Source organism: Massilia sp. LjRoot122 (assembly GCF_964252725.1).
Taxonomy (GTDB): Bacteria; Pseudomonadota; Gammaproteobacteria; order Burkholderiales; family Burkholderiaceae_D; genus Telluria.
The window spans coordinates 3,303,196-3,320,149 of sequence record NZ_CAXUPB020000001.1; the positions used below are offsets into that span (position 1 = coordinate 3,303,196).

At 67.6% G+C, this 16,954-nt stretch carries 15 protein-coding genes; 9 read left to right on the plus strand and 6 right to left on the minus strand.

What is annotated here, in order from left to right:
• The first annotated feature begins 44 nt into the window (after positions 1-44).
• From ACSQ25_RS14390 to ACSQ25_RS14400, 3 genes are all read left to right on the plus strand, one after another.
• Complete coding sequence (locus ACSQ25_RS14390; protein WP_436106360.1) at positions 45-1,103, plus strand: 5-methyltetrahydropteroyltriglutamate--homocysteine methyltransferase; 1,059 nt, start codon at positions 45-47, stop codon at positions 1,101-1,103.
• Positions 1,100-4,162 carry an ATP-binding protein gene (locus ACSQ25_RS14395; RefSeq protein ID WP_436106361.1) on the plus strand — a complete coding sequence of 1,021 codons (3,063 nt, stop codon included), beginning with the start codon at positions 1,100-1,102 and terminating at the stop codon, positions 4,160-4,162. The genes ACSQ25_RS14390 and ACSQ25_RS14395 overlap by 4 nt, the downstream gene beginning before the upstream one ends.
• Before the next feature lie 130 nt (positions 4,163-4,292).
• Entirely contained in the window at positions 4,293-5,291 is a 999-nt protein-coding gene (locus ACSQ25_RS14400; RefSeq protein ID WP_436106362.1) for a diguanylate cyclase domain-containing protein, read from the plus strand.
• Positions 5,292-5,502: 211 nt separating this feature from the next.
• Here the strand turns inward: ACSQ25_RS14400 and ACSQ25_RS14405 are convergent, their stop codons facing one another.
• A complete protein-coding gene (locus tag ACSQ25_RS14405; RefSeq protein ID WP_436106363.1) occupies positions 5,503-5,952 on the minus strand; it encodes a hypothetical protein in 450 nt (149 codons plus the stop codon).
• Between the two features lie 258 nt (positions 5,953-6,210).
• Between ACSQ25_RS14405 and ACSQ25_RS14410 the strand changes: the two genes are divergently transcribed.
• Positions 6,211-7,836: a response regulator gene (locus ACSQ25_RS14410; protein WP_436106364.1), complete on the plus strand. Its 1,626-nt coding sequence runs from the start codon at positions 6,211-6,213 to the stop codon at positions 7,834-7,836.
• 40 nt (positions 7,837-7,876) lie between these two features.
• Here ACSQ25_RS14410 and ACSQ25_RS14415 read toward each other — a convergent pair whose 3' ends face one another.
• Positions 7,877-8,332: a hemerythrin domain-containing protein gene (locus ACSQ25_RS14415; RefSeq protein ID WP_436106365.1), complete on the minus strand. Its 456-nt coding sequence runs from the start codon at positions 8,330-8,332 to the stop codon at positions 7,877-7,879.
• A 197-nt stretch (positions 8,333-8,529) separates the two neighbouring features.
• On the opposite strand from ACSQ25_RS14415, the gene ACSQ25_RS14420 reads away from it, so the two are divergent.
• Positions 8,530-9,267, plus strand: a complete 738-nt coding sequence (locus ACSQ25_RS14420; RefSeq protein WP_436106366.1) for a sensor histidine kinase — start codon at positions 8,530-8,532, stop codon at positions 9,265-9,267.
• Here the strand turns inward: ACSQ25_RS14420 and ACSQ25_RS14425 are convergent.
• Positions 9,264-10,565, minus strand: a complete 1,302-nt coding sequence (locus ACSQ25_RS14425; RefSeq protein WP_436106367.1) for an NAD(P)/FAD-dependent oxidoreductase — start codon at positions 10,563-10,565, stop codon at positions 9,264-9,266. The genes ACSQ25_RS14420 and ACSQ25_RS14425 overlap by 4 nt on opposite strands.
• Positions 10,566-10,699: 134 nt before the next feature.
• On the opposite strand from ACSQ25_RS14425, the gene ACSQ25_RS14430 reads away from it, so the two are divergent.
• Positions 10,700-11,683: an aldo/keto reductase gene (locus ACSQ25_RS14430; protein WP_436106368.1), complete on the plus strand. Its 984-nt coding sequence runs from the start codon at positions 10,700-10,702 to the stop codon at positions 11,681-11,683.
• Positions 11,684-11,721: 38 nt separating this feature from the next.
• Here ACSQ25_RS14430 and ACSQ25_RS14435 read toward each other — a convergent pair whose 3' ends face one another.
• The 3 genes from ACSQ25_RS14435 to ACSQ25_RS14445 form a co-directional block, all read right to left on the minus strand.
• Complete coding sequence (locus tag ACSQ25_RS14435) at positions 11,722-12,204, minus strand: hypothetical protein (RefSeq protein ID WP_436106369.1); 483 nt, start codon at positions 12,202-12,204, stop codon at positions 11,722-11,724.
• A gap of 114 nt (positions 12,205-12,318) precedes the next feature.
• Complete coding sequence (locus tag ACSQ25_RS14440) at positions 12,319-13,098, minus strand: LytR/AlgR family response regulator transcription factor (protein ID WP_436106370.1); 780 nt, start codon at positions 13,096-13,098, stop codon at positions 12,319-12,321.
• On the minus strand, positions 13,091-14,407 hold the full coding sequence (locus ACSQ25_RS14445) for a sensor histidine kinase (RefSeq protein WP_436106371.1): 1,317 nt from the start codon (positions 14,405-14,407) through the stop codon (positions 13,091-13,093). The genes ACSQ25_RS14440 and ACSQ25_RS14445 overlap by 8 nt, the downstream gene beginning before the upstream one ends.
• 215 nt (positions 14,408-14,622) lie before the next feature.
• On the opposite strand from ACSQ25_RS14445, the gene ACSQ25_RS14450 reads away from it, so the two are divergent.
• The 3 genes from ACSQ25_RS14450 to ACSQ25_RS14460 all read left to right on the plus strand — a co-directional run bounded on the left by ACSQ25_RS14450 (position 14,623) and on the right by ACSQ25_RS14460 (position 16,810).
• Positions 14,623-15,300 carry a hypothetical protein gene (locus ACSQ25_RS14450; RefSeq protein ID WP_436106372.1) on the plus strand — a complete coding sequence of 226 codons (678 nt, stop codon included), beginning with the start codon at positions 14,623-14,625 and terminating at the stop codon, positions 15,298-15,300.
• Positions 15,301-15,359: 59 nt separating this feature from the next.
• Positions 15,360-15,485, plus strand: a complete 126-nt coding sequence (locus ACSQ25_RS14455; RefSeq protein ID WP_436106373.1) for a hypothetical protein — start codon at positions 15,360-15,362, stop codon at positions 15,483-15,485.
• A gap of 77 nt (positions 15,486-15,562) precedes the next feature.
• A complete protein-coding gene (locus tag ACSQ25_RS14460) occupies positions 15,563-16,810 on the plus strand; it encodes a DEAD/DEAH box helicase (protein ID WP_436106374.1) in 1,248 nt (415 codons plus the stop codon).
• Positions 16,811-16,954 lie beyond the last annotated feature (144 nt).

Here is a 16,954-nt window from a genome sequence, read left to right on the forward strand (position 1 = left end):
CGTGCGCAGCCGCGCGCCAGCGGCCTGCCACCATGCCAGCGACGATGATTCCGACTGAACCGATCGGCAGCATTCCCCGCCCGCCCGAGCTGGTCGCCGCGATCCGCGGCGACGCCGGGATGCGCGAGCTCGCGCTCCTGCTCGACGACGCCGTGCGCGCGACCGTGGCCGCGTTCGAGGCGACCGGCTCAAGCGTCATCAGCGACGGCGAACAGGGCAAGCTCGAGAACTTCTGGAGCTATCCGGTCCACGGCGCAGCCAACACCGCGCCCGACGGCTTCCGGATTCCCCTGCGCAGCGGAGCGGGCGGCGCCACCCACCGCATGCCGCGCCTCACCCACGGTCCGTTCCGCTACCAGCGCTACGCCGATCAGTACCTGCGCGCGGCGCGGCTGCACGCCACCCAGCCGGTCAAGCAGGCCATCATCTCGCCCTCGGCGCTGTCGCTGCTCTACCCGCCCGACGGCCTGCCCGGCTATTCGCGCGAACAATTCCTGGACGACCTCGTGCGCGAACACGAGACCGAGATCCGGCGCTGCCTCGAGGCCGGCGCGCACAAGGTGCAGGTCGATTTCGCCGAAGGCCCGCTGGCGATGCGGCTCGACCCGAGCGGCGCCCTGCTGGCCAGCTTCGTCCACCTGAACAATATGGCGCTGGAACGCTTTTCCGGCGCCGAGCGCGCCCTGATCGGGCTGCACGTGTCGGCCTCCGGGGTCGACGCAACGGGCGCGATCGACTACGCCGAACTGCTGCCGGCGCTGTTCGAGATCCGTGCCGGCAGCTTCTATATTGCGATGGCCGGCCAGCCCGAACCCGAGCGCGTGCTGCGCATCGCGCGCGACTACGCGCGCCCGGACCAGCGCATCTTCGTCGGCGTGACCGATCCCGCCGATCCGCGCATCGAGAGCGCGGAACAGGTACGCGACCGGGTCCTGCTGGCGGCACGCTACCTCGACCCGCGCCGCCTGGGCACGACCGACGATGCCGGCTTCGCCCCCTTCTTCGACGACGACAGCGTCAGCCGCGCCACGGCCTTTGCCAAGGTGCGCGCGCGGGTCGAAGGCACGCGGCTGGCTGCCGCCGTCCTGGAGCGGGCCGCATGAGCGACGAGCGCGAACTCGAGATGATGCGCTCGGCCGCGCTGCGCAACGCCCAGAGCGTGCTGGCCGCGCGCCAGCGCGCCGAGGAAGAGCTGCTGACCGCCCAGCAGGCGCTGCGCCGCGCCAGCGAGCGCATGGAGAACATGCTCGAGAGCCTGTCGGACGGCTTCTGCGCGGTCGACCGCGACTGGCGCATCATCTATATCAACGGGCGCGCGCTCGACATGATCGCCCCGCTCGAGAAAAGCCGCGCCGGCCTGATCGGCAAGAACCTGTGGGACGAGTTCGAGGACCTGCACGGCACCTCGGTGGCCCAGGACTGCCGGCGCGCCATGGAGCAGCGCGAGACCGTGGTGCGCGACTTCTATTACGCACGCCTGCAGTGCTGGCTCGAGATGCGCCTGCACCCCTCGCCCGACGGACTGACGCTCTACTTCCAGGACATCACCCAGCGCAAGCTGGACCAGCAGGCCCTGGTCGAGAACAACAACCGCCTGCAAGTGGCGCTGGCGGCCGGCCGCCTGGGCGACTGGCGCTGGGACGCCGCCCTCGACCGCGTCATCCTGGGCCCGCGCGCGGCCGGCATCCTGGGCCTGCCGGCCGAGACGCCCCTGCCCTGGCCGCAGCTGCGCGCCCGCCTGCACCCGGAACACCGGATCCAGGTGCGGCGCGCCGTGCTCAAGGCCTTCGAGGCGCGCGCCGACCTGAACATCGAATGCCGGGTCAACCCGCACGAGGGCAGCGATGCCGCGCCGCGCTGGGTGGCCCTGGTCGGACGCCCCGACTACGCCGACCTCAAAGGCCAGGAAACCCTGGTCGGGATGACCGGCGTGGTGCAGGACATCACTGGCCGCAAGGGCGCCGAGGACAGCCTGCGCCAGAGCGAGGAACTGCTGCGCGCGCTGGCCAACACCATCCCGCAGCTGGCCTGGATGGCCGGCACCGACGGCGCGATCGTCTGGTTCAACGACCGCTGGTATGCCTACACCGGGCGCACGCCGGAGCAGAGCGTGGGCTGGGGCTGGCAAGACGTGATCGAGCCCGGCACCCTGCAGCCGGTGATGGCGCGCTGGTACGAGACCATGCGCACCGGCGAGCCCTTCGAGATGGAATTCCCGCTGCGCGGCGCCGATGGCAGCTACCGCTGGTACCTGACCCGCGTGAGCGCGGTGCGCGACGCCGAGGGTCGCGTGATACGCTGGTTCGGCACCAACACCGACGTCGACCAGGTCAAGCGCGCCGAGCAGGCGCTGCGCGACGAGTCGCACGTGCTCGAACTGCTCAACAATACCGGCAGCATCCTGGCCTCGACCCGCGACCTGCGCTCGCTGCTGCGCACCGCCACCGAGGCGGCCCTGGCCGTGAGCGGCGCCCGCTTCGGCGCCTTCATCCACTACGACCAGGAAGGCGACGGCACCCTGTTCTCGATGGTGACGCTGTCGGGTGCCACCTCGAGCGAGTTCCAGAGTTTCGCCGAGCCGCGCACCAATGCCCTGTTCGGCCCCGCCCTGCGGGCCCAGGGCCTGGTGCGGGTCGACGACATCGGCGACGACCCGCGCCACGCCGGCAGTGCGCCGCAGTTCGGTCTTCCCAGCGGCCACCCGGCGGTGCGCAGCTACATGGCGGTCCCGGTGGCGGCGCGCTCGGGCGAGCTGCTCGGCACCATGTTCTTCGGCCACCCGGAACCCGCCGTGTTCACCGAGCGCAGCGAGCGCATCGTGCGCGGCATCGCCGCCCAGGCCGCGATCGCGGTCGACAACACCCGCCTGTACGAAGCCACCCGCCGCGCCGCCGAAGAGCGCGAGGTGCTGCTGGAGAACGAGCGCGAGGCGCGCGCCGAGGCCGAGCGCAGCAGCCAGATGAAAGACGAATTCCTGGCCACGCTGTCGCACGAGCTGCGCACCCCGCTGTCGGCCATCCTCGGCTGGTCGCAGGTGCTGCGCCGCGGCAGCCGCGACGGCGCCGACCTGCAGCGCGGCCTGCAGACCATCGAGCGCAACGCGCGCGCCCAGGCCCAGCTGATCGAGGACCTGCTCGACATGAGCCGCATCACCTCGGGCAAGGTACTGCTCGACATGCAGGCCATCGCCCCCGCCTCCTTCATCGACGCCGCGATCGAAACCGTGCGGCCGGCAGCCGACGCCAAGCACATTGCCATCGAGAAACTCTATGCCGCGCCGGGCGCGCTCGTGGCCGGCGACGCCGGCAGGCTCCAGCAGGTCATCTGGAACCTGCTGTCGAACGCGATCAAGTTCACGCCGCGCGACGGCCAGGTGGTGGTCGAGGTCGACGAGCGGGGCAATGACAATTCGCCGGGCGGCCGGGTGGTGGCGATCACGGTACGCGACAACGGCGCCGGCATCCGCCCCGAATTCATCACCCACGTGTTCGAGCGTTTCCGCCAGGAAGACGCCTCGATGACGCGCCGCCACGGCGGCCTGGGCCTGGGCTTGTCGATCGTCAAGCACCTGGTCGAGCAGCATGGCGGCACGGTGCGCGCCGAGAGCGCGGGCGAAGGCCTGGGCGCCAGCTTCACGATCGAACTGCCGCGCGCCGAGGCGCCGGCGGGCCTCAGCCGTGCCGGGCGCGCGACGCCGGCGCCGCTGCCGGCGCCGGAAGCGCCGGAGGCCGCGGTGCGCGACCTCGCCGGGCTGACGGTGCTGGTGGTGGACGACACGCGCGACGGCCGCGAACTGATCGCGCGCATCCTGACCGACTGCCACGCCCGGGTCCGGGTCGCGGCCAGCGCGCGCGAAGCCTTCGAGGCACTGCGGGCCGAGCGGCCCGACGTCCTGATCAGCGACCTGGGCATGCCCGAGGTCGACGGCTTCGAGCTGATCGGCTGGGTGCGGGCCCTGCCGCGCGCCGAAGGCGGGCAGCTGCCGGCGATCGCCCTGACCGCCTTCGCCCGGCCGGAAGACCGGCTGAAGGCGCTGGAAGCGGGTTTTTCGACCCATATTTCGAAGCCGGTGGAACCCGGCGAGCTGATTGCCGCGGTGGCGTCGGTGGCCACGCCGACTGCACAAATGGTGAATGGCGGCGCGCGCGACTATGGTCAATAATGATCCTACCCAGACACGCGGCGCTGTCCTACAAGAAATTTTATGGGCTTTGCTAGACTATGAAGATATGGGAGGTGGCCATTCCAAAAGGAAATGGAACACGTTTCCGACAGCATAGAAGAGACCGAGCATGCCGAGCAGACAAGACATTTTGAACGCGAAGATCCTGGTGGTGGACGACTCGCCCGACAATATCGAATTGATGGAAGAGATATTGCGCGAAGAAGGCTACACCTGCGTCAGTTCGACGATGCTGCCGGAACAGGTATGCCCGCTGCATCGCGAGCACAACTACGACCTGATCCTGCTCGACCTGCAGATGCCTGGCCTGAACGGCTTCCAGGTCATGAAGGGCCTGAAGGAAATCGAACAGGGCGGCTACCTGCCGGTGCTGGCCCTGACCGCCCAGCCGAGCTTCAAGATTGCCGCGCTCGAAGCCGGCGCCCGCGACTTCATCAGCAAACCCTTCGACCTGCTCGAGGTGCACAAGCGCATCCACAACATGCTTGAAGTGCGCCTGCTCTACAAGGAGCTGGCCCAGTATTCGCGTGCGCAGCAGGAACTGGCGCTGCACGATGCCCTCACCGGCCTGCCCAACCGCCGCCTGCTGGAAGACCGCATCGAAACCGCCCTCCAGCACGCCAACCGCAGCCACACCAAGGCCGCGATCATGTACCTGGACCTGGACGGCTTCAAGGCGATCAACGACACCTATGGCCACGCCTATGGCGACGACATCCTGAAAATGGTGTCGCAGCGCCTGCTGGCCAGCTCGCGCAAGGAAGACACGGTGGCGCGCCTCGGCGGCGACGAATTCATGGTGGTGCTGGGCGACATCCATTGCCTGGCCGACGCCCAGGGCCCGGCCGCCAAGCTGGTGGAGGCGGTGTCCGAGCCCTACTTCATCAACGACCTGACCCTGCGCCTGTCGACCTCGATCGGCATCAGCATCTATCCGGACGACGCCGAATCGGTCGACGCCCTGATCAGCATCGCCGACTACGCATTGTACGAAGCCAAGCGCGCCGGCAAGAACCGTTTCTGCTCGCCGGCAGCCAATCGCCAGACGGCGGCCAAGGCGCCAGCGCCGGTGGCTGCACCCGTGCCGGAGACGGCGGCGCATCGTTGAGCGGATCGCCTTCGGGCACGCAAAATTGGGTTCCCGCCTTCGCGGGAACGACGTGCTGAGGCTGCAGGCCGCAAATCCTTTATTTGTTATCCTTAAAACCGTCGTTCCCGCGCAGGCGGGAACCCAAGTTCGCCGCACGCCACCAAAGCAAACGGGCCACAGGCAGCTTCCGCCGCCCATGGCCCGCTTGAAGCTTCAGAACCGCTAACGTTCAGCGATTCCCGCCCTCATCCTTCTGCAAATACCGGGTGTTGATTTCCGCCGTGCGCAAGGCATCTTCATTGTGCGCCTCGATCGACTGCGCCGCCTGGTGGTCGCGGCTGGCGTCTACCCTGTCCGGCGCCACTTCGATGCGGGTGATGCTGGACTGGACCGAGACCGGGTCGCTGGCCGGGAAGGTCATCTCGACGGCGTCGTCGAGCAGCCCCTCTTCCGCCTGGTCCTTGCCGGAAGCAGCGTCGCAGCCGGCCAGGGCCTTGATGGCTATTGCATAATTCACAATCTGGAGGTTGGCCAGGTCGCCCACGGTATGTACGCCCGCGGCGGCGAAGGCACTGGCCTGTTGTTCGTTGACGCCACATAGGGCGGTCAGCGGCGAATTGACGAGCTCACTGAGCGATTTGCCGCGATAATCCTGCTTGACGATAGAGTCGATATTCATTGTGCGTCCTTTCATGTAGGCAGCCCCGTCCGCCATAAAGTCGGTTGAACTGGACGGATTTACTATCGCACAAGCGCCTCGTGGCGTATGTGCGGCAGCGTACATCGTCACGAGGCGCACGATTGAAGTTTTGCCTATTTGCACTTAATTTGCCCGTGATATCATTCTCTGTTATTACAGGGCTTTCCTAAACGTAACAAACTTGGGTATGATCTTTCCGGAAGGCAAGGCCTTTTAGCGAAAGCATGAAGAACCATCGTGGCACACACTGACAAACCGAAGATCCTGGTCGTAAACGACGATGCCGCCAGCCTGCTTGCGCTGACGAGCCTGCTCGACCAATGGGCGGATGAAAGCAACTACACCGTGCATTCCGCACGGTCCGGCCAGGAAGCGCTGCGCCAGGTGCTGCTCCACGATTTCGCCGTGATCCTGCTCGACGTGAACATGCCCGGCATGGACGGCTTCGAGACCGCCGAGGCGATCCACCAGCGCGCGCGTTCGGCCGACATCCCGATCATCTTCGTCACCGCCTTCCTGGCCGACGAGATCGACCGCCTCAAGGCTTACCAGCGCGGCGCCGCCGATTTCCTGTTCACCCCGGTGATCCCGCAGATCCTGCATGCCAAGGTCTCGGTGTTCGTGGCGCTGGCGATGAAGAACGAACAGCTCAAGCGCCAGGCCGAGAAGCTGTCGCAGCGCACCACCGAGCTGACCGCGACCAACCGCCGCCTGGTGCGTGAGATGGAAGAGCGCCGCGACGCCGAGCGCAAGAGCCACGCCAAGGACGAATTCCTCGCCATGCTCGGGCACGAGCTGCGCAACCCGCTGTCGGCGATCAGCAGCGCTTCCTCGCTGATCGGCATGGCGGGCGCCAACTCCGAAACCGTCACCCGCGCCAAGCAGATCATCCAGCGCCAGAGCCAGCACCTGTCGCGCATCGTCGACGACCTGCTCGACCTGTCGCGCGCGATGTCCGGCAAGATCCTGCTGGCCCGCAAGCCGACCGACCTGTCGAACCTGGTGGGCGGCTGCCTGGAAACCCTGCGCGCCACCGGCCGCACCGCCGGCTACCGCTTCAGCGTCGACCTGGCACCGGGCTGGGTCGACGGCGACCCGACCCGCCTCGAACAGATCACGACCAACCTGCTGGACAACGCGCTCAAGTACACGCCCGCGGGCGGCAGCATCGACATCAACGTGGCCCAGTCCGGCGAGGACGTGGTGCTGACGGTGCGCGACAGCGGCGTCGGCATTCCAGAAGAACTGCTGCCGCACGTCTTCGACGTGTTCGTGCAGGGGGCGATCTCGATCGACCGCTCGCAGGGCGGACTCGGTATCGGCCTGTCGCTGGTGCGCCGCCTGGTCGAACTGCACGGCGGCAGCGTCAGCGCCGCCAGTTCCGGCAGCGGCCAAGGCAGTACCTTCATGATCCGCCTGCCGCGCACCGAACCCGTGGTCGCCAACACGGCGCCGCAGAACGCCCTCGGCGACGGCCTCGGCAAGCCCGCGGTGCTGCTGATCGAAGACAATGAAGACGGCCGCGAGATGATGGCGACCATGCTGTCGGCCCACGGCTTCCCGGTGGCCACGGCGGCGGACGGCCTGCAGGGCGTGGCGGCCGCGCTGGCCGGCAAGCCGGCGGCGGCGCTGGTGGACATCGGCCTGCCGGGCATCGACGGCTACGAAGTGGCGCGCCGCCTGCGGCGCGACCCGGCCACCCGTCATATCCGGCTGATTGCCCTCACCGGCTATGGGCTGGCGGAAGACAAGCGCCGCGTGATGGAAGCGGGCTTCGACCAGCACCTGGTGAAGCCGGTCAGCATGGACCAGCTGCTGGAAGCACTGGTGCCGGCCGGCGTGCAGGCGGCGGACGCGGCCTGAGGCGGGGCGCCGGTCTGTCCGGCGGCGCCCGCGTTGGTTCTTACTGCAGTTCCGCGGCGCGCGCCGCCATCTCCTGGCCCAGCGATTGCAGGTCCAGCTTCAGTTCCTTCATCTTCGGGAACATTTCCTTCTCTTCTTCCTCGACGTGGTGGTCGACCAGCTCGCCCAGCACCTTCACCTTGGCGTCGTACAGGTCGTCGCCCGGGTCCATTTCCTGGATCTGGGCGATCAGGTCCTTGGCCGACGCGTGTTCGACCACGGCTTCGTCCACCATGTCCTCGGTCTCTTCGGTCGCTTCGCGCACTGCCGGATACAGGATTTCTTCCTCGATCGTGGTGTGCATGATCAGCGCCTGGCAGATCTCGTCGGCCAGCTTTTTCTTGCTGACCTTGGCGCGGTCGGTCATGTTCTCGAACTTCTCGAACATGGCGTGGACTTCGCGGTGCTGCGCGGTCAGCAGCGTGATGGCATCCTGCGGTTTGCTTGCGGTCGTCATTGTAGTACCCCCGTTTTTTCACTCGTTTGTTGGCAAGGTGGCATCCGCCACGCCCCAAGCTTCGCCCGAATCCGCCAACCCGACTGTACGGCAGCACACGCTGTCAGGTGTTCCCGCGCCGCCACGCTGCAGCGCCATTGCGCGCCGCCAAAACGCCAACTGTTGTATGATTTGGGAAACTTTTAACCGAGCCTACGATGACCGAACCGGCACATCTCCGGCCCGACCTGGCCGCTGCCGCAAGCGCGGCGCCGGGCACGGACCGCACCGCTGAACTCACCGAGATGCTGGGCTACCTCGCCGCCCGCTGGGACGAGGAACGCCGCCTGCTGGCGCGCCAGCTGCACGACAGCCTGGGCTCGTCGATGACGGCGCTGACCATGCACCTGGCGCTGCTCAGCCAGCACATCCCGGCCGACAACCAGTCGATGCGCGACCGCAGCGCGCAGATGAAGCAGCTGCTGGCGAACATCATCGAGACCAACCGCAAGATGCAGCTCGACCTGTGGAACGACAAGCTCGAGTTCCTCGGCCTGAAGGCCGCGCTGGCCGAACTGGTGCCCGGCTTCGCCGCGGCGCACGGCATCAAGGCGCGCGCCAGCCTGCCCGACGACGACGCCACCTATTCCCGCACCCAGGGCGTGGTGCTGCTGCGCTGCGCCGAGGAAGGCCTGCGCAACGTGGTGGCGCATGCGCGCGCGACCGAAGCCGAGGTGATCCTGGACGACGACGGCGAGCAAGTGATGCTGACCGTGCGCGACAACGGCGCCGGCCTGCCGCGCCACGACGGAATCCTGGAGTCCACCAGCTGCCACGGCCTGCGCCTGCTGCGCGAGCGCGCACGCTTCCTGGGCGGCACGCTGGAACTCGGCGCCGGCGAGTCGGGCGGCGCCGTGCTGCGCGTGACCTTGCCGAAGCAGGCGCCGCGCGCCTAGTGCAGCTTCACCAGCGGCGTGGCGCGCCGCACCAGGAAACGCGCCAGCGCCAGCACGCCGGTGCGCATCGTTCCCAGCACCGCGCGGTGGTGCATCAGGTGCAGGCTGGTATACATCAGGCGCGCCATCGTGCCCTGCACGAACCAGCTGGCGCCGCGCAATGAACCCATCAGGCTGCCCACGCTGGTGTCGCGGCCGACCGACACCAGGGACCCGTAGTCGCGGTATTCGTAGGGCCGATCCTGCGGCGCCTGCCCCTTGGACTTGCGGATGAAGCTGGTGACCAGGTAGTCGGCCTGCTGGTGGGCGGCCTGGGCGCGCGGCGGTACCGCATTGCCGTTGCCGTCCACGCAGGCGGCGCAGTCGCCCAACGCATAGATATCGGCGGCATCTTTCACGCGCAGGTGTGCGTCGACCTCGACCTGCCCGCCTTTCGCGGTCGGCAGGCCGAGGGTCGCCAGCAGGTCGGGCGCCTTGATGCCGGCCGCCCAGACGCACAGCTTGGCAGGATAGACGTTCCCTTCCTTGTCGGTCACCTTGTCGCGCTCGATCCGGGTGACCCGGCAGTCGGTGACGACGCGGATGCCGCGCTTGGCCAGCAGCTCGCTCGCCGCCGCCGATACCTTTTCGGGCAAGGGCGCCAGAACGCGCGGCGCGCCTTCGAGGATGGTGATGCGCACGTCGCGCTTGACGTCGAGCTGGTCGAAGCCGTAGGTGACGTAGGCCCCGGAGGCTTCGCGCAGTTCGGCCGCCAGCTCCACGCCGGTGGCGCCGCCGCCGATGATGACGACATCCAGTCCGGTGCCCTTGCCTTCTTCATGCTCCTGTTCGGCCGCCAGCATCAGGCGCAGCATGCGCAGGCGGAAGCGCTCGGCGTCTTCGGTGGCATTCAGGGAAATGGTATGTTCCTGGGCGCCGGGTACGCCGAAATAATTCGAGGTACTGCCCACCGCCAGCACCAGCGAGCCGTAATGGATGCGGCGCTCGGGCAGGACTTCGTCGTTGTCGGTAGCGGCGACGATCGCGCCCACCGTGATGGTCTTCGCCGCCGCATCGAGCGCCGTCATCGGCCCGAACACGAAGTTGAAGCCATTGTCATGCGCGAGCATCTGGTAGGACAGGCCTTCCTGGTGGATGTCCAGGGTGCCGGCCGCCACCTCGTGCAGCGAGGGCTTCCAGATATGGTAAAGCCGGCTGTCCACCAGCGTCACCTTCGACGGACCGAGCTTGCGGCCCAGTTTGCAGGCCAGTTCGAGGCCGCCCGCACCGCCACCCACGATCACGATTTCGCTACGCAAAGTAAGCCTCCGTCATGGCACCCGTCCGGCAATGCCGGCACATGGGCGATGTGGTCATCTTACTACGTTGGCGCAAAGCGCGTGGCACCCGCCGCCGGTGTAGCATGGCGCGACCACCGACACGAAAGGACACCATGAACCAGCGTTACCGACCGATCACGCGCCTGGGCCTTGGCGGCACCGGGCTGGGCGACATGTACCACAGCACCGGCGACGAGGCGGCCCACACCACCGTCGCCGCGGCATGGGAAGCAGGCATCCGCTATTTCGACACGGCGCCGCACTACGGCACCGGCCTGTCCGAGCACCGTTTCGGCCAGGCCCTGCGCAGCCGCCCGCGCCGGCACTACACGCTGTCGACCAAGGTCGGACGGGTGCTGGTGCCCGACCCGGCCGGTGACATCGCCCCGCCCTTCGTGTCCTCGCTGCCGTTCCGGCGCGTGACCGACTACACGGCAGCGGGCGCGCGCCGCTCGGTCGAGGACAGCCTGCAGCGGCTGGCCCTGGGCAGCATCGACATCGTTTATGTGCACGACCTCTCGCCCGACCACCTGGGGGACGGGTTCGACCATCACTACCGGATCGCGGCCGGCGCGGGCGGCGCCTTCGAGGAGCTGGTGCGGATGCGGGAAGAAGGCCTGATCAAGGGCTGGGGCCTGGGCGTGAACACGGTCGAACCCTGCCTGCGCGCGCTGCGCGATTCCGACCCCGACATCTTCCTGCTGGCCGGTCGCTACACGCTGATGGAAACCACGCCCCTGGCGGAACTGTTCCCGCTGTGCGCCGAACGCGGCGCGGGGATCGTGCTGGGTGGACCGTTCAACTCGGGCTTCCTGGCCGGCGGCGACCATTACGACTACGTGCCGGCCAAGTCGCAGCACCATGAACGCCGCGAACGCCTGCGCCAGGTGGCGGCGCGCCACGGCGTCGACCTGGCCGCGGCGGCGCTGCAGTTCGGCGCGGCCCATCCGGTGGTGGCCGCGACCATCCCCGGCGCCAGCAGCACCCGGCACCTGCGCCGCAATGCGGACCAGATGGAGGTGAAGATTCCGGCACCCTTCTGGCAGGAACTGGTGCACGAAGGCCTGTTGCCGCCCGAAGCGCCGCTGCCGGAATAGCAGCCCGCGCAGATTCCATGCGGCCGTCTGTGCGACGCTTAGTCGTGGCCCTTGCCGTGGCCCTTGCCGTGGCCATGGCCCTTGTCCTTGTCCTTGTGCTTGCCATGGCCGTGGCCATGGTCCCGGCCGTGGTCCCGGTCATCGTAGCGCTCGGCGCGGCCGCCACGGTCGTCGTAGCGTTCACGGTAGTGCACTTCGCGGTAGCGCGGCGCGTACACGTCCGAGTACCAGCGGTCCTGCACGAACAGCACCGGCTGGCCGCAGGCGCCGTACTTGCGGCAATGCTTGCTCCAGTTCTTGCGGTGGCCCGGCGGCACGCGCAGATAGACCGGCTGGGCACGCACGCGCTCGTAGCGTTCGACGATGATCGGCTGCGCCACATACACCGGCGGCGGGCCGAAGTCGCCGATGTCGAGGCGGCCGTAGAAGCCGGGCTGGCCGACGCTGATGCTGACGTTGGTCTGGGCCAGGGCCGGGAAGGAAGCCGCCGCGAGGGCTGCGCAGAGAATCAGGGCTTTCATGGGTGCCTCTATAAGTTGCGTTGATGGGTGTACTTTACCACTGGAAACACTCATCCTTATGTGCGGCAGCCCACACTCTTACACTCTGCGCAACTTTTAACATCCCGTTACATCCTACATGTTACGGAACAGCGCCATGAAGGGCTGGCTCACCGCCAGGGTCTCGGGCCGGTTCTTCAGGCGCAGGGTGCCGCGCCCGCTCTCGTCGCGCGAGACGCCGGCCACCGCACGCAGGTTGACGATGGTCGAGCGGTGCACCTGCTTGAACATGGTCGGGTCCAGCACGTCCAGCAGGTCGCGGATCGGCTTCCTCAGCAGCGCCTCGCCGTCCGCCGTCATCACCACCGTGTACTTGCTGTCGGCCTGGAAGTAGGCGACGTCGTCGACCAGGATCAGGCGCGTCTCCTGCCCGCGGCTGGCGGTCAGCCACACCAGCGGCGGCGCCTTCGGCTGGGGCGGCGCGACCGTCGCCAGCTGCTGCAGCAGCGCCTGCAGCTGCTGCACGTCCGGTCCGCCCTTCGCCAGGCGCTCGCGGAGCCGGCCCACCGTACCGGCCAGGCGCTCGCGCGCCACCGGCTTGAGCAGGTAATCCACCGCGCCGCGCTCGAAGGCGTCGATCGCATACTGGTCGTAGGCCGTGACGAACACCACCTCGGTCTTGATGCCCGCCTCGACCAGGCTCGAGGCCACTTCCAGCCCGCTCAGGCCCGGCATGCGGATATCGAGGAACACGACTTGCGGACGGTGTTCGGCGATCGCTTCCAGCGCGCTGCCGCCATCCTCGCAGGCGGCGACGATGTCGAGTTCCGGCCATACCTGCCCGAGCAGCTGCACCAGCGATTCACGCAGCAGGGTCTCGTCTTCGGCGACGACGCATTTGAGGCGCTCAGTCATGATAGGCTCCCGCGGCCTTGACGGCGCCGCTCAGGGTGGTGGTGCCGTTGACGGCGTTCGGCACGGTGATGGTGGCCGCCACGCCGTTCGGGAAGTTGGCCACGATCGAGAACGAAGCCGCATTGCCGTAGGCCAGGCGCAGGCGTTCGCGCACGTTGCGCAGGCCCACCCCGGTACCGCCGCCTTCGGCAGTGAAGCCGCGGCCGTCGTCGGCCACCGTCACCGCCACCGCGCTGTCGACTTGCCGCGCCAGGATCCACACGGTGCCGCCGCCCGGCTTCGGTTCCAGCCCGTGCTTGATCGCATTCTCGACCAGGGTCTGCAGCATCATGGTCGGGAACAGCACCCCGCGCAGCGGTTCCGGGACGTCGATCTGCAACTGCAGGCGCGGACCCATGCGGATCTTGAGGATGTCGAGGTAGGCGCGGGCGCGCTCCAGCTCTTCGCCGATGGTCGAGGGCGCGTCCTCGGTGCGCGGCAGCGAATGGCGCAGGTACTGGATCAGGTTGCCGAGCATCTCGTCGGCGCGCGCCGGGTCGGTCCGGGTCAGCACCTGGGCGCTGGCCAGGGTGTTGTACAGGAAGTGAGGCTCGACCTGGGCGTGCAGCAGGTTCAGCTTGGCCACCGTGAGTTCCTTCTCGGTGGCGGTCTGGCGCACCTGGGCCGCCTCGCCGCGGCGGCGCTCGGCCACGCGGCGGGTGACGGCGCGCACGACGGCTTCGGCATTCTCCAGGTTGGTGCCATGGTCGACCAGGAACAGGTCGGTCCAGGCCGCCGGTTCCGGCTCGCAGATCAGGGTCACGCTGCCGGCGTCGTCGCCGTTCGGGGTGACGGTGGCCAGGATCTGGTTGCGGTGGGTGCCGAAGCGGTCGAGGGCCCAGCTGGCGACCTGGCCCTCGCCCTGGTTGCGGCCATGGCCGCCGTAGGGATCGATGCGGGCCACCTTGGCGCGCACCTGCAGGCTGTCGCGGGCCGAGTCGACGATCTCGATGCCCGGCAGTTCGCGGATCGCGGCGTCGATCAGGTCGAAGGCCTCGCCGGCCTCGAAGGGGATCTCGATCTGGCGGCGCTGGCGGTTCGACAGCGTGCCGCCGTTGACGACACCCGCCACCAGGCGCACCCGGCGGATGTGCGAGAACACGCCGGACGCCACCCAGGTGCCGAGCAGCAGCGCTCCCACGGCGAACCAGCCGCCCGGGTCGCGCTCGAGCGGATGGAAGACGGTCTCGTTGAGGAGGATGCACAGGAACAGGTAGCAGCCGAGCCAGGCCAGCAGCAGCCGTCCGAGGTGAATAATGCTTGCGATCATGATGTTCTTTCAGTAGGAAGGGCAGCGCCAGATTACGTCCGGTCTCGATTGCCAGGTGACATTATGCGACGGAGGCGGGATAGCGGCGACGAAACCGGTCCGCATGGGCACAAAAAAACCGTTGCACATTGCCCTCACCCGCCTGCGGTTTTTCCGCTGCTGGCGGACTGTGCGGCTACAATGCCCGCTGATTTGAATTCGAAAGGTTCTACAGCATGGCACTCAAGCACACCCTCTTTGCCCTCGCCGCCATCACCATGGGCGCATCGGCCCACGCCCAGCTGGGCGCGGCCGTCACCGCCGACCTCGGCACCACCGGCGCCGGCCTGCACCTGGTCGTCCCGATGGAGCGCAACCTGAACGGCCGCTTCGGCGCCAACTACCTCAAGCACGATTTCGACAAGCGTTCGGGCCTGGTCGACTACAAGTTCGACGGCAAGCTGGCGACCTTCGACGTGCTGTTCGACTGGTACCTGATCTCGCAGAGCAGCTTCCGCCTGACCGGCGGCCTCGTGTACAACGGCACCCGCTTCAAGGCGGTCGGCGTGCCGAGCGCCAGCGGCAGCTTCAGCTTCAACGGCAACACCTACTCGACCAGCGACATCGGCCGCCTCGAGGGCGACGTAAGCTTCCGCCGCGCCGCGCCCTACATCGGCATCGGCTGGGGCAACGCCCTGACCCCGAACAAGCGCTGGAACTTCGCCACCGACATCGGCGCCATCTACCAGGGCAAGGCCCAGGTCAACCTGATCCCGCGCGGCTGCACCACCTCGAACGCCGTGTGCGGCAAGCTGGCCAGTGACGTCGCCGTCGAGGAACTGCGCCTGAGCGAAGAAGCCGCGGACTACAAGGTCTACCCGGTGCTGCGCGCCAGCATCACGTACAACTTCTAAACTTGTATGCATCTCCGACGCGGACGGCGTATGATGGCATCTCTTATCAAGGAGCCATCATGCCACCGCGCCGCTTCTTACCTGTTGCGTTCGTTTTTGCCTGCCTCCTGATGGGCGGCTGCAAGGACCAGCGCGAGCCGGCCAAGCCGATCGTCGACCTGTCGGACATCGTCGTCTCCGCCTGACCGGAGGCTTTCGCCTCGCATACCGGCCTCCGGCAAGCTAAACTACGGCCTGTACATTTACTTGCCGTTAGGTTTCCATGCCCTTTGCTGCCCTCGGACTGATCGAACCGATCGTCCAGACCCTCGTTTCGCTCGATTACACCACCCCGACCGCCGTGCAGGAACAGGCGATTCCTGCCGTGCTGTCCGGCAAGGACGTCATGGCCGCGGCCCAGACCGGCACCGGCAAGACCGCCGGCTTCGCCCTGCCGATCCTGCAGCGCCTGTTCAAGAAAAGCACGCCGGTCGGCAGCAATGCCGCGCGCGCCCTGGTGCTGGTGCCGACCCGCGAACTGGCCGAGCAGGTGCACGAGAGTTTCCGCACCTATGGCGCCGGACTGAATCTGCGCACCATGGTGGCCTATGGCGGGGTCAGCATCAATCCGCAGATGATGAATCTGCGCAAGGGCGTGGACGTGCTGGTGGCCACGCCGGGCCGCCTGCTCGACCTGCACCGCCAGAATGCCGTGAAGTTCAACGAAGTGACGACTCTGGTGCTGGACGAGGCTGACCGCATGCTCGACCTCGGCTTTTCAAAAGAGCTCGACCAGGTGTTCGCGGCCCTGCCCAAGAAGCGCCAGACCCTGCTGTTCTCGGCCACCTTCTCGGACCAGATCCGCGCCATGGCCAACCAGCTGCTGCGCGAGCCGGTGCGGATCGAGGCGACGCCGCGCAACACCACCGTCAGCGCAGTCAAGCAGTGGCTGGTCACGGTCGACAAGAAGCGCAAGCCGGAGCTGTTCCTGCACCTGCTCGAGAAGCACGGCTGGACCCAGGTGCTGGCCTTCGCCAAGACCCGCAAGGGCGTGGACGAGCTGGTCGGCCTGCTGGACGCCAAGCGCATCCCGGCCGACGCCATCCACGGCGACAAGCCGCAGCCGGCGCGCCTGCGCGCGCTGGAGCGCTTCAAGGCGGGCGATGTGAAAGTGCTGGTGGCGACCGACGTCGCCGCGCGCGGTCTCGACATCGACGACCTGCCGGTGGTGGTCAACGTCGACCTGCCGATCGTGGCCGAGGACTACGTGCACCGCACCGGGCGTACCGGGCGCGCCGGCGCTTCGGGCGAGGCGGTGTCGCTGGTGTGCGCCGACGAAGTGGAATACCTGGCGGCGATCGAGGCCCTGACCCGCCAGACCCTGGAGCGGGTGGAAGAAGGCGGCTTCGAACCGGAGCACCGGGTGCCGGTGACGGAAGCGGGCGGGAAGATCGTCAAGAAGCCGAAGAAGCCCAAGAAGCCGAAGGGGGATGCGAAAGTGGTGCAGGAAGACGTTCGGTTCAGGCGGTGAAATATTATTTCAACTAAACGCCCGCATTGAAAAATTCTTTCGTAGGGTGGGCAGGTTTCCTGCCCACGCGTTCAACCACCCTTAGAACGACCGCGCAGACTGCTTTACGGGGGTTTGAACGCGCGGGCGGGGGACCCGCCCACC

Coding starts and splice junctions, on each gene's coding strand:
- ACSQ25_RS14390 (WP_436106360.1), top strand. CDS start 45: ATGATTCCGACTGAACCGATCGGCAGCATTCCCCGCCCGCCCGAGCTG.
- ACSQ25_RS14435 (WP_436106369.1), bottom strand. CDS start 12,204: ATGAAAGCCCTGATTCTCTGCGCAGCCCTCGCGGCGGCTTCCTTCCCG.
- ACSQ25_RS14445 (WP_436106371.1), bottom strand. CDS start 14,407: ATGATCGCAAGCATTATTCACCTCGGACGGCTGCTGCTGGCCTGGCTC.
- ACSQ25_RS14460 (WP_436106374.1), top strand. CDS start 15,563: ATGCCCTTTGCTGCCCTCGGACTGATCGAACCGATCGTCCAGACCCTC.
- ACSQ25_RS14450 (WP_436106372.1), top strand. CDS start 14,623: ATGGCACTCAAGCACACCCTCTTTGCCCTCGCCGCCATCACCATGGGC.
- ACSQ25_RS14415 (WP_436106365.1), bottom strand. CDS start 8,332: ATGACGACCGCAAGCAAACCGCAGGATGCCATCACGCTGCTGACCGCG.
- ACSQ25_RS14440 (WP_436106370.1), bottom strand. CDS start 13,098: ATGACTGAGCGCCTCAAATGCGTCGTCGCCGAAGACGAGACCCTGCTG.
- ACSQ25_RS14395 (WP_436106361.1), top strand. CDS start 1,100: ATGAGCGACGAGCGCGAACTCGAGATGATGCGCTCGGCCGCGCTGCGC.
- ACSQ25_RS14405 (WP_436106363.1), bottom strand. CDS start 5,952: ATGAATATCGACTCTATCGTCAAGCAGGATTATCGCGGCAAATCGCTC.
- ACSQ25_RS14400 (WP_436106362.1), top strand. CDS start 4,293: ATGCCGAGCAGACAAGACATTTTGAACGCGAAGATCCTGGTGGTGGAC.
- ACSQ25_RS14455 (WP_436106373.1), top strand. CDS start 15,360: ATGCCACCGCGCCGCTTCTTACCTGTTGCGTTCGTTTTTGCCTGCCTC.
- ACSQ25_RS14430 (WP_436106368.1), top strand. CDS start 10,700: ATGAACCAGCGTTACCGACCGATCACGCGCCTGGGCCTTGGCGGCACC.
- ACSQ25_RS14420 (WP_436106366.1), top strand. CDS start 8,530: ATGACCGAACCGGCACATCTCCGGCCCGACCTGGCCGCTGCCGCAAGC.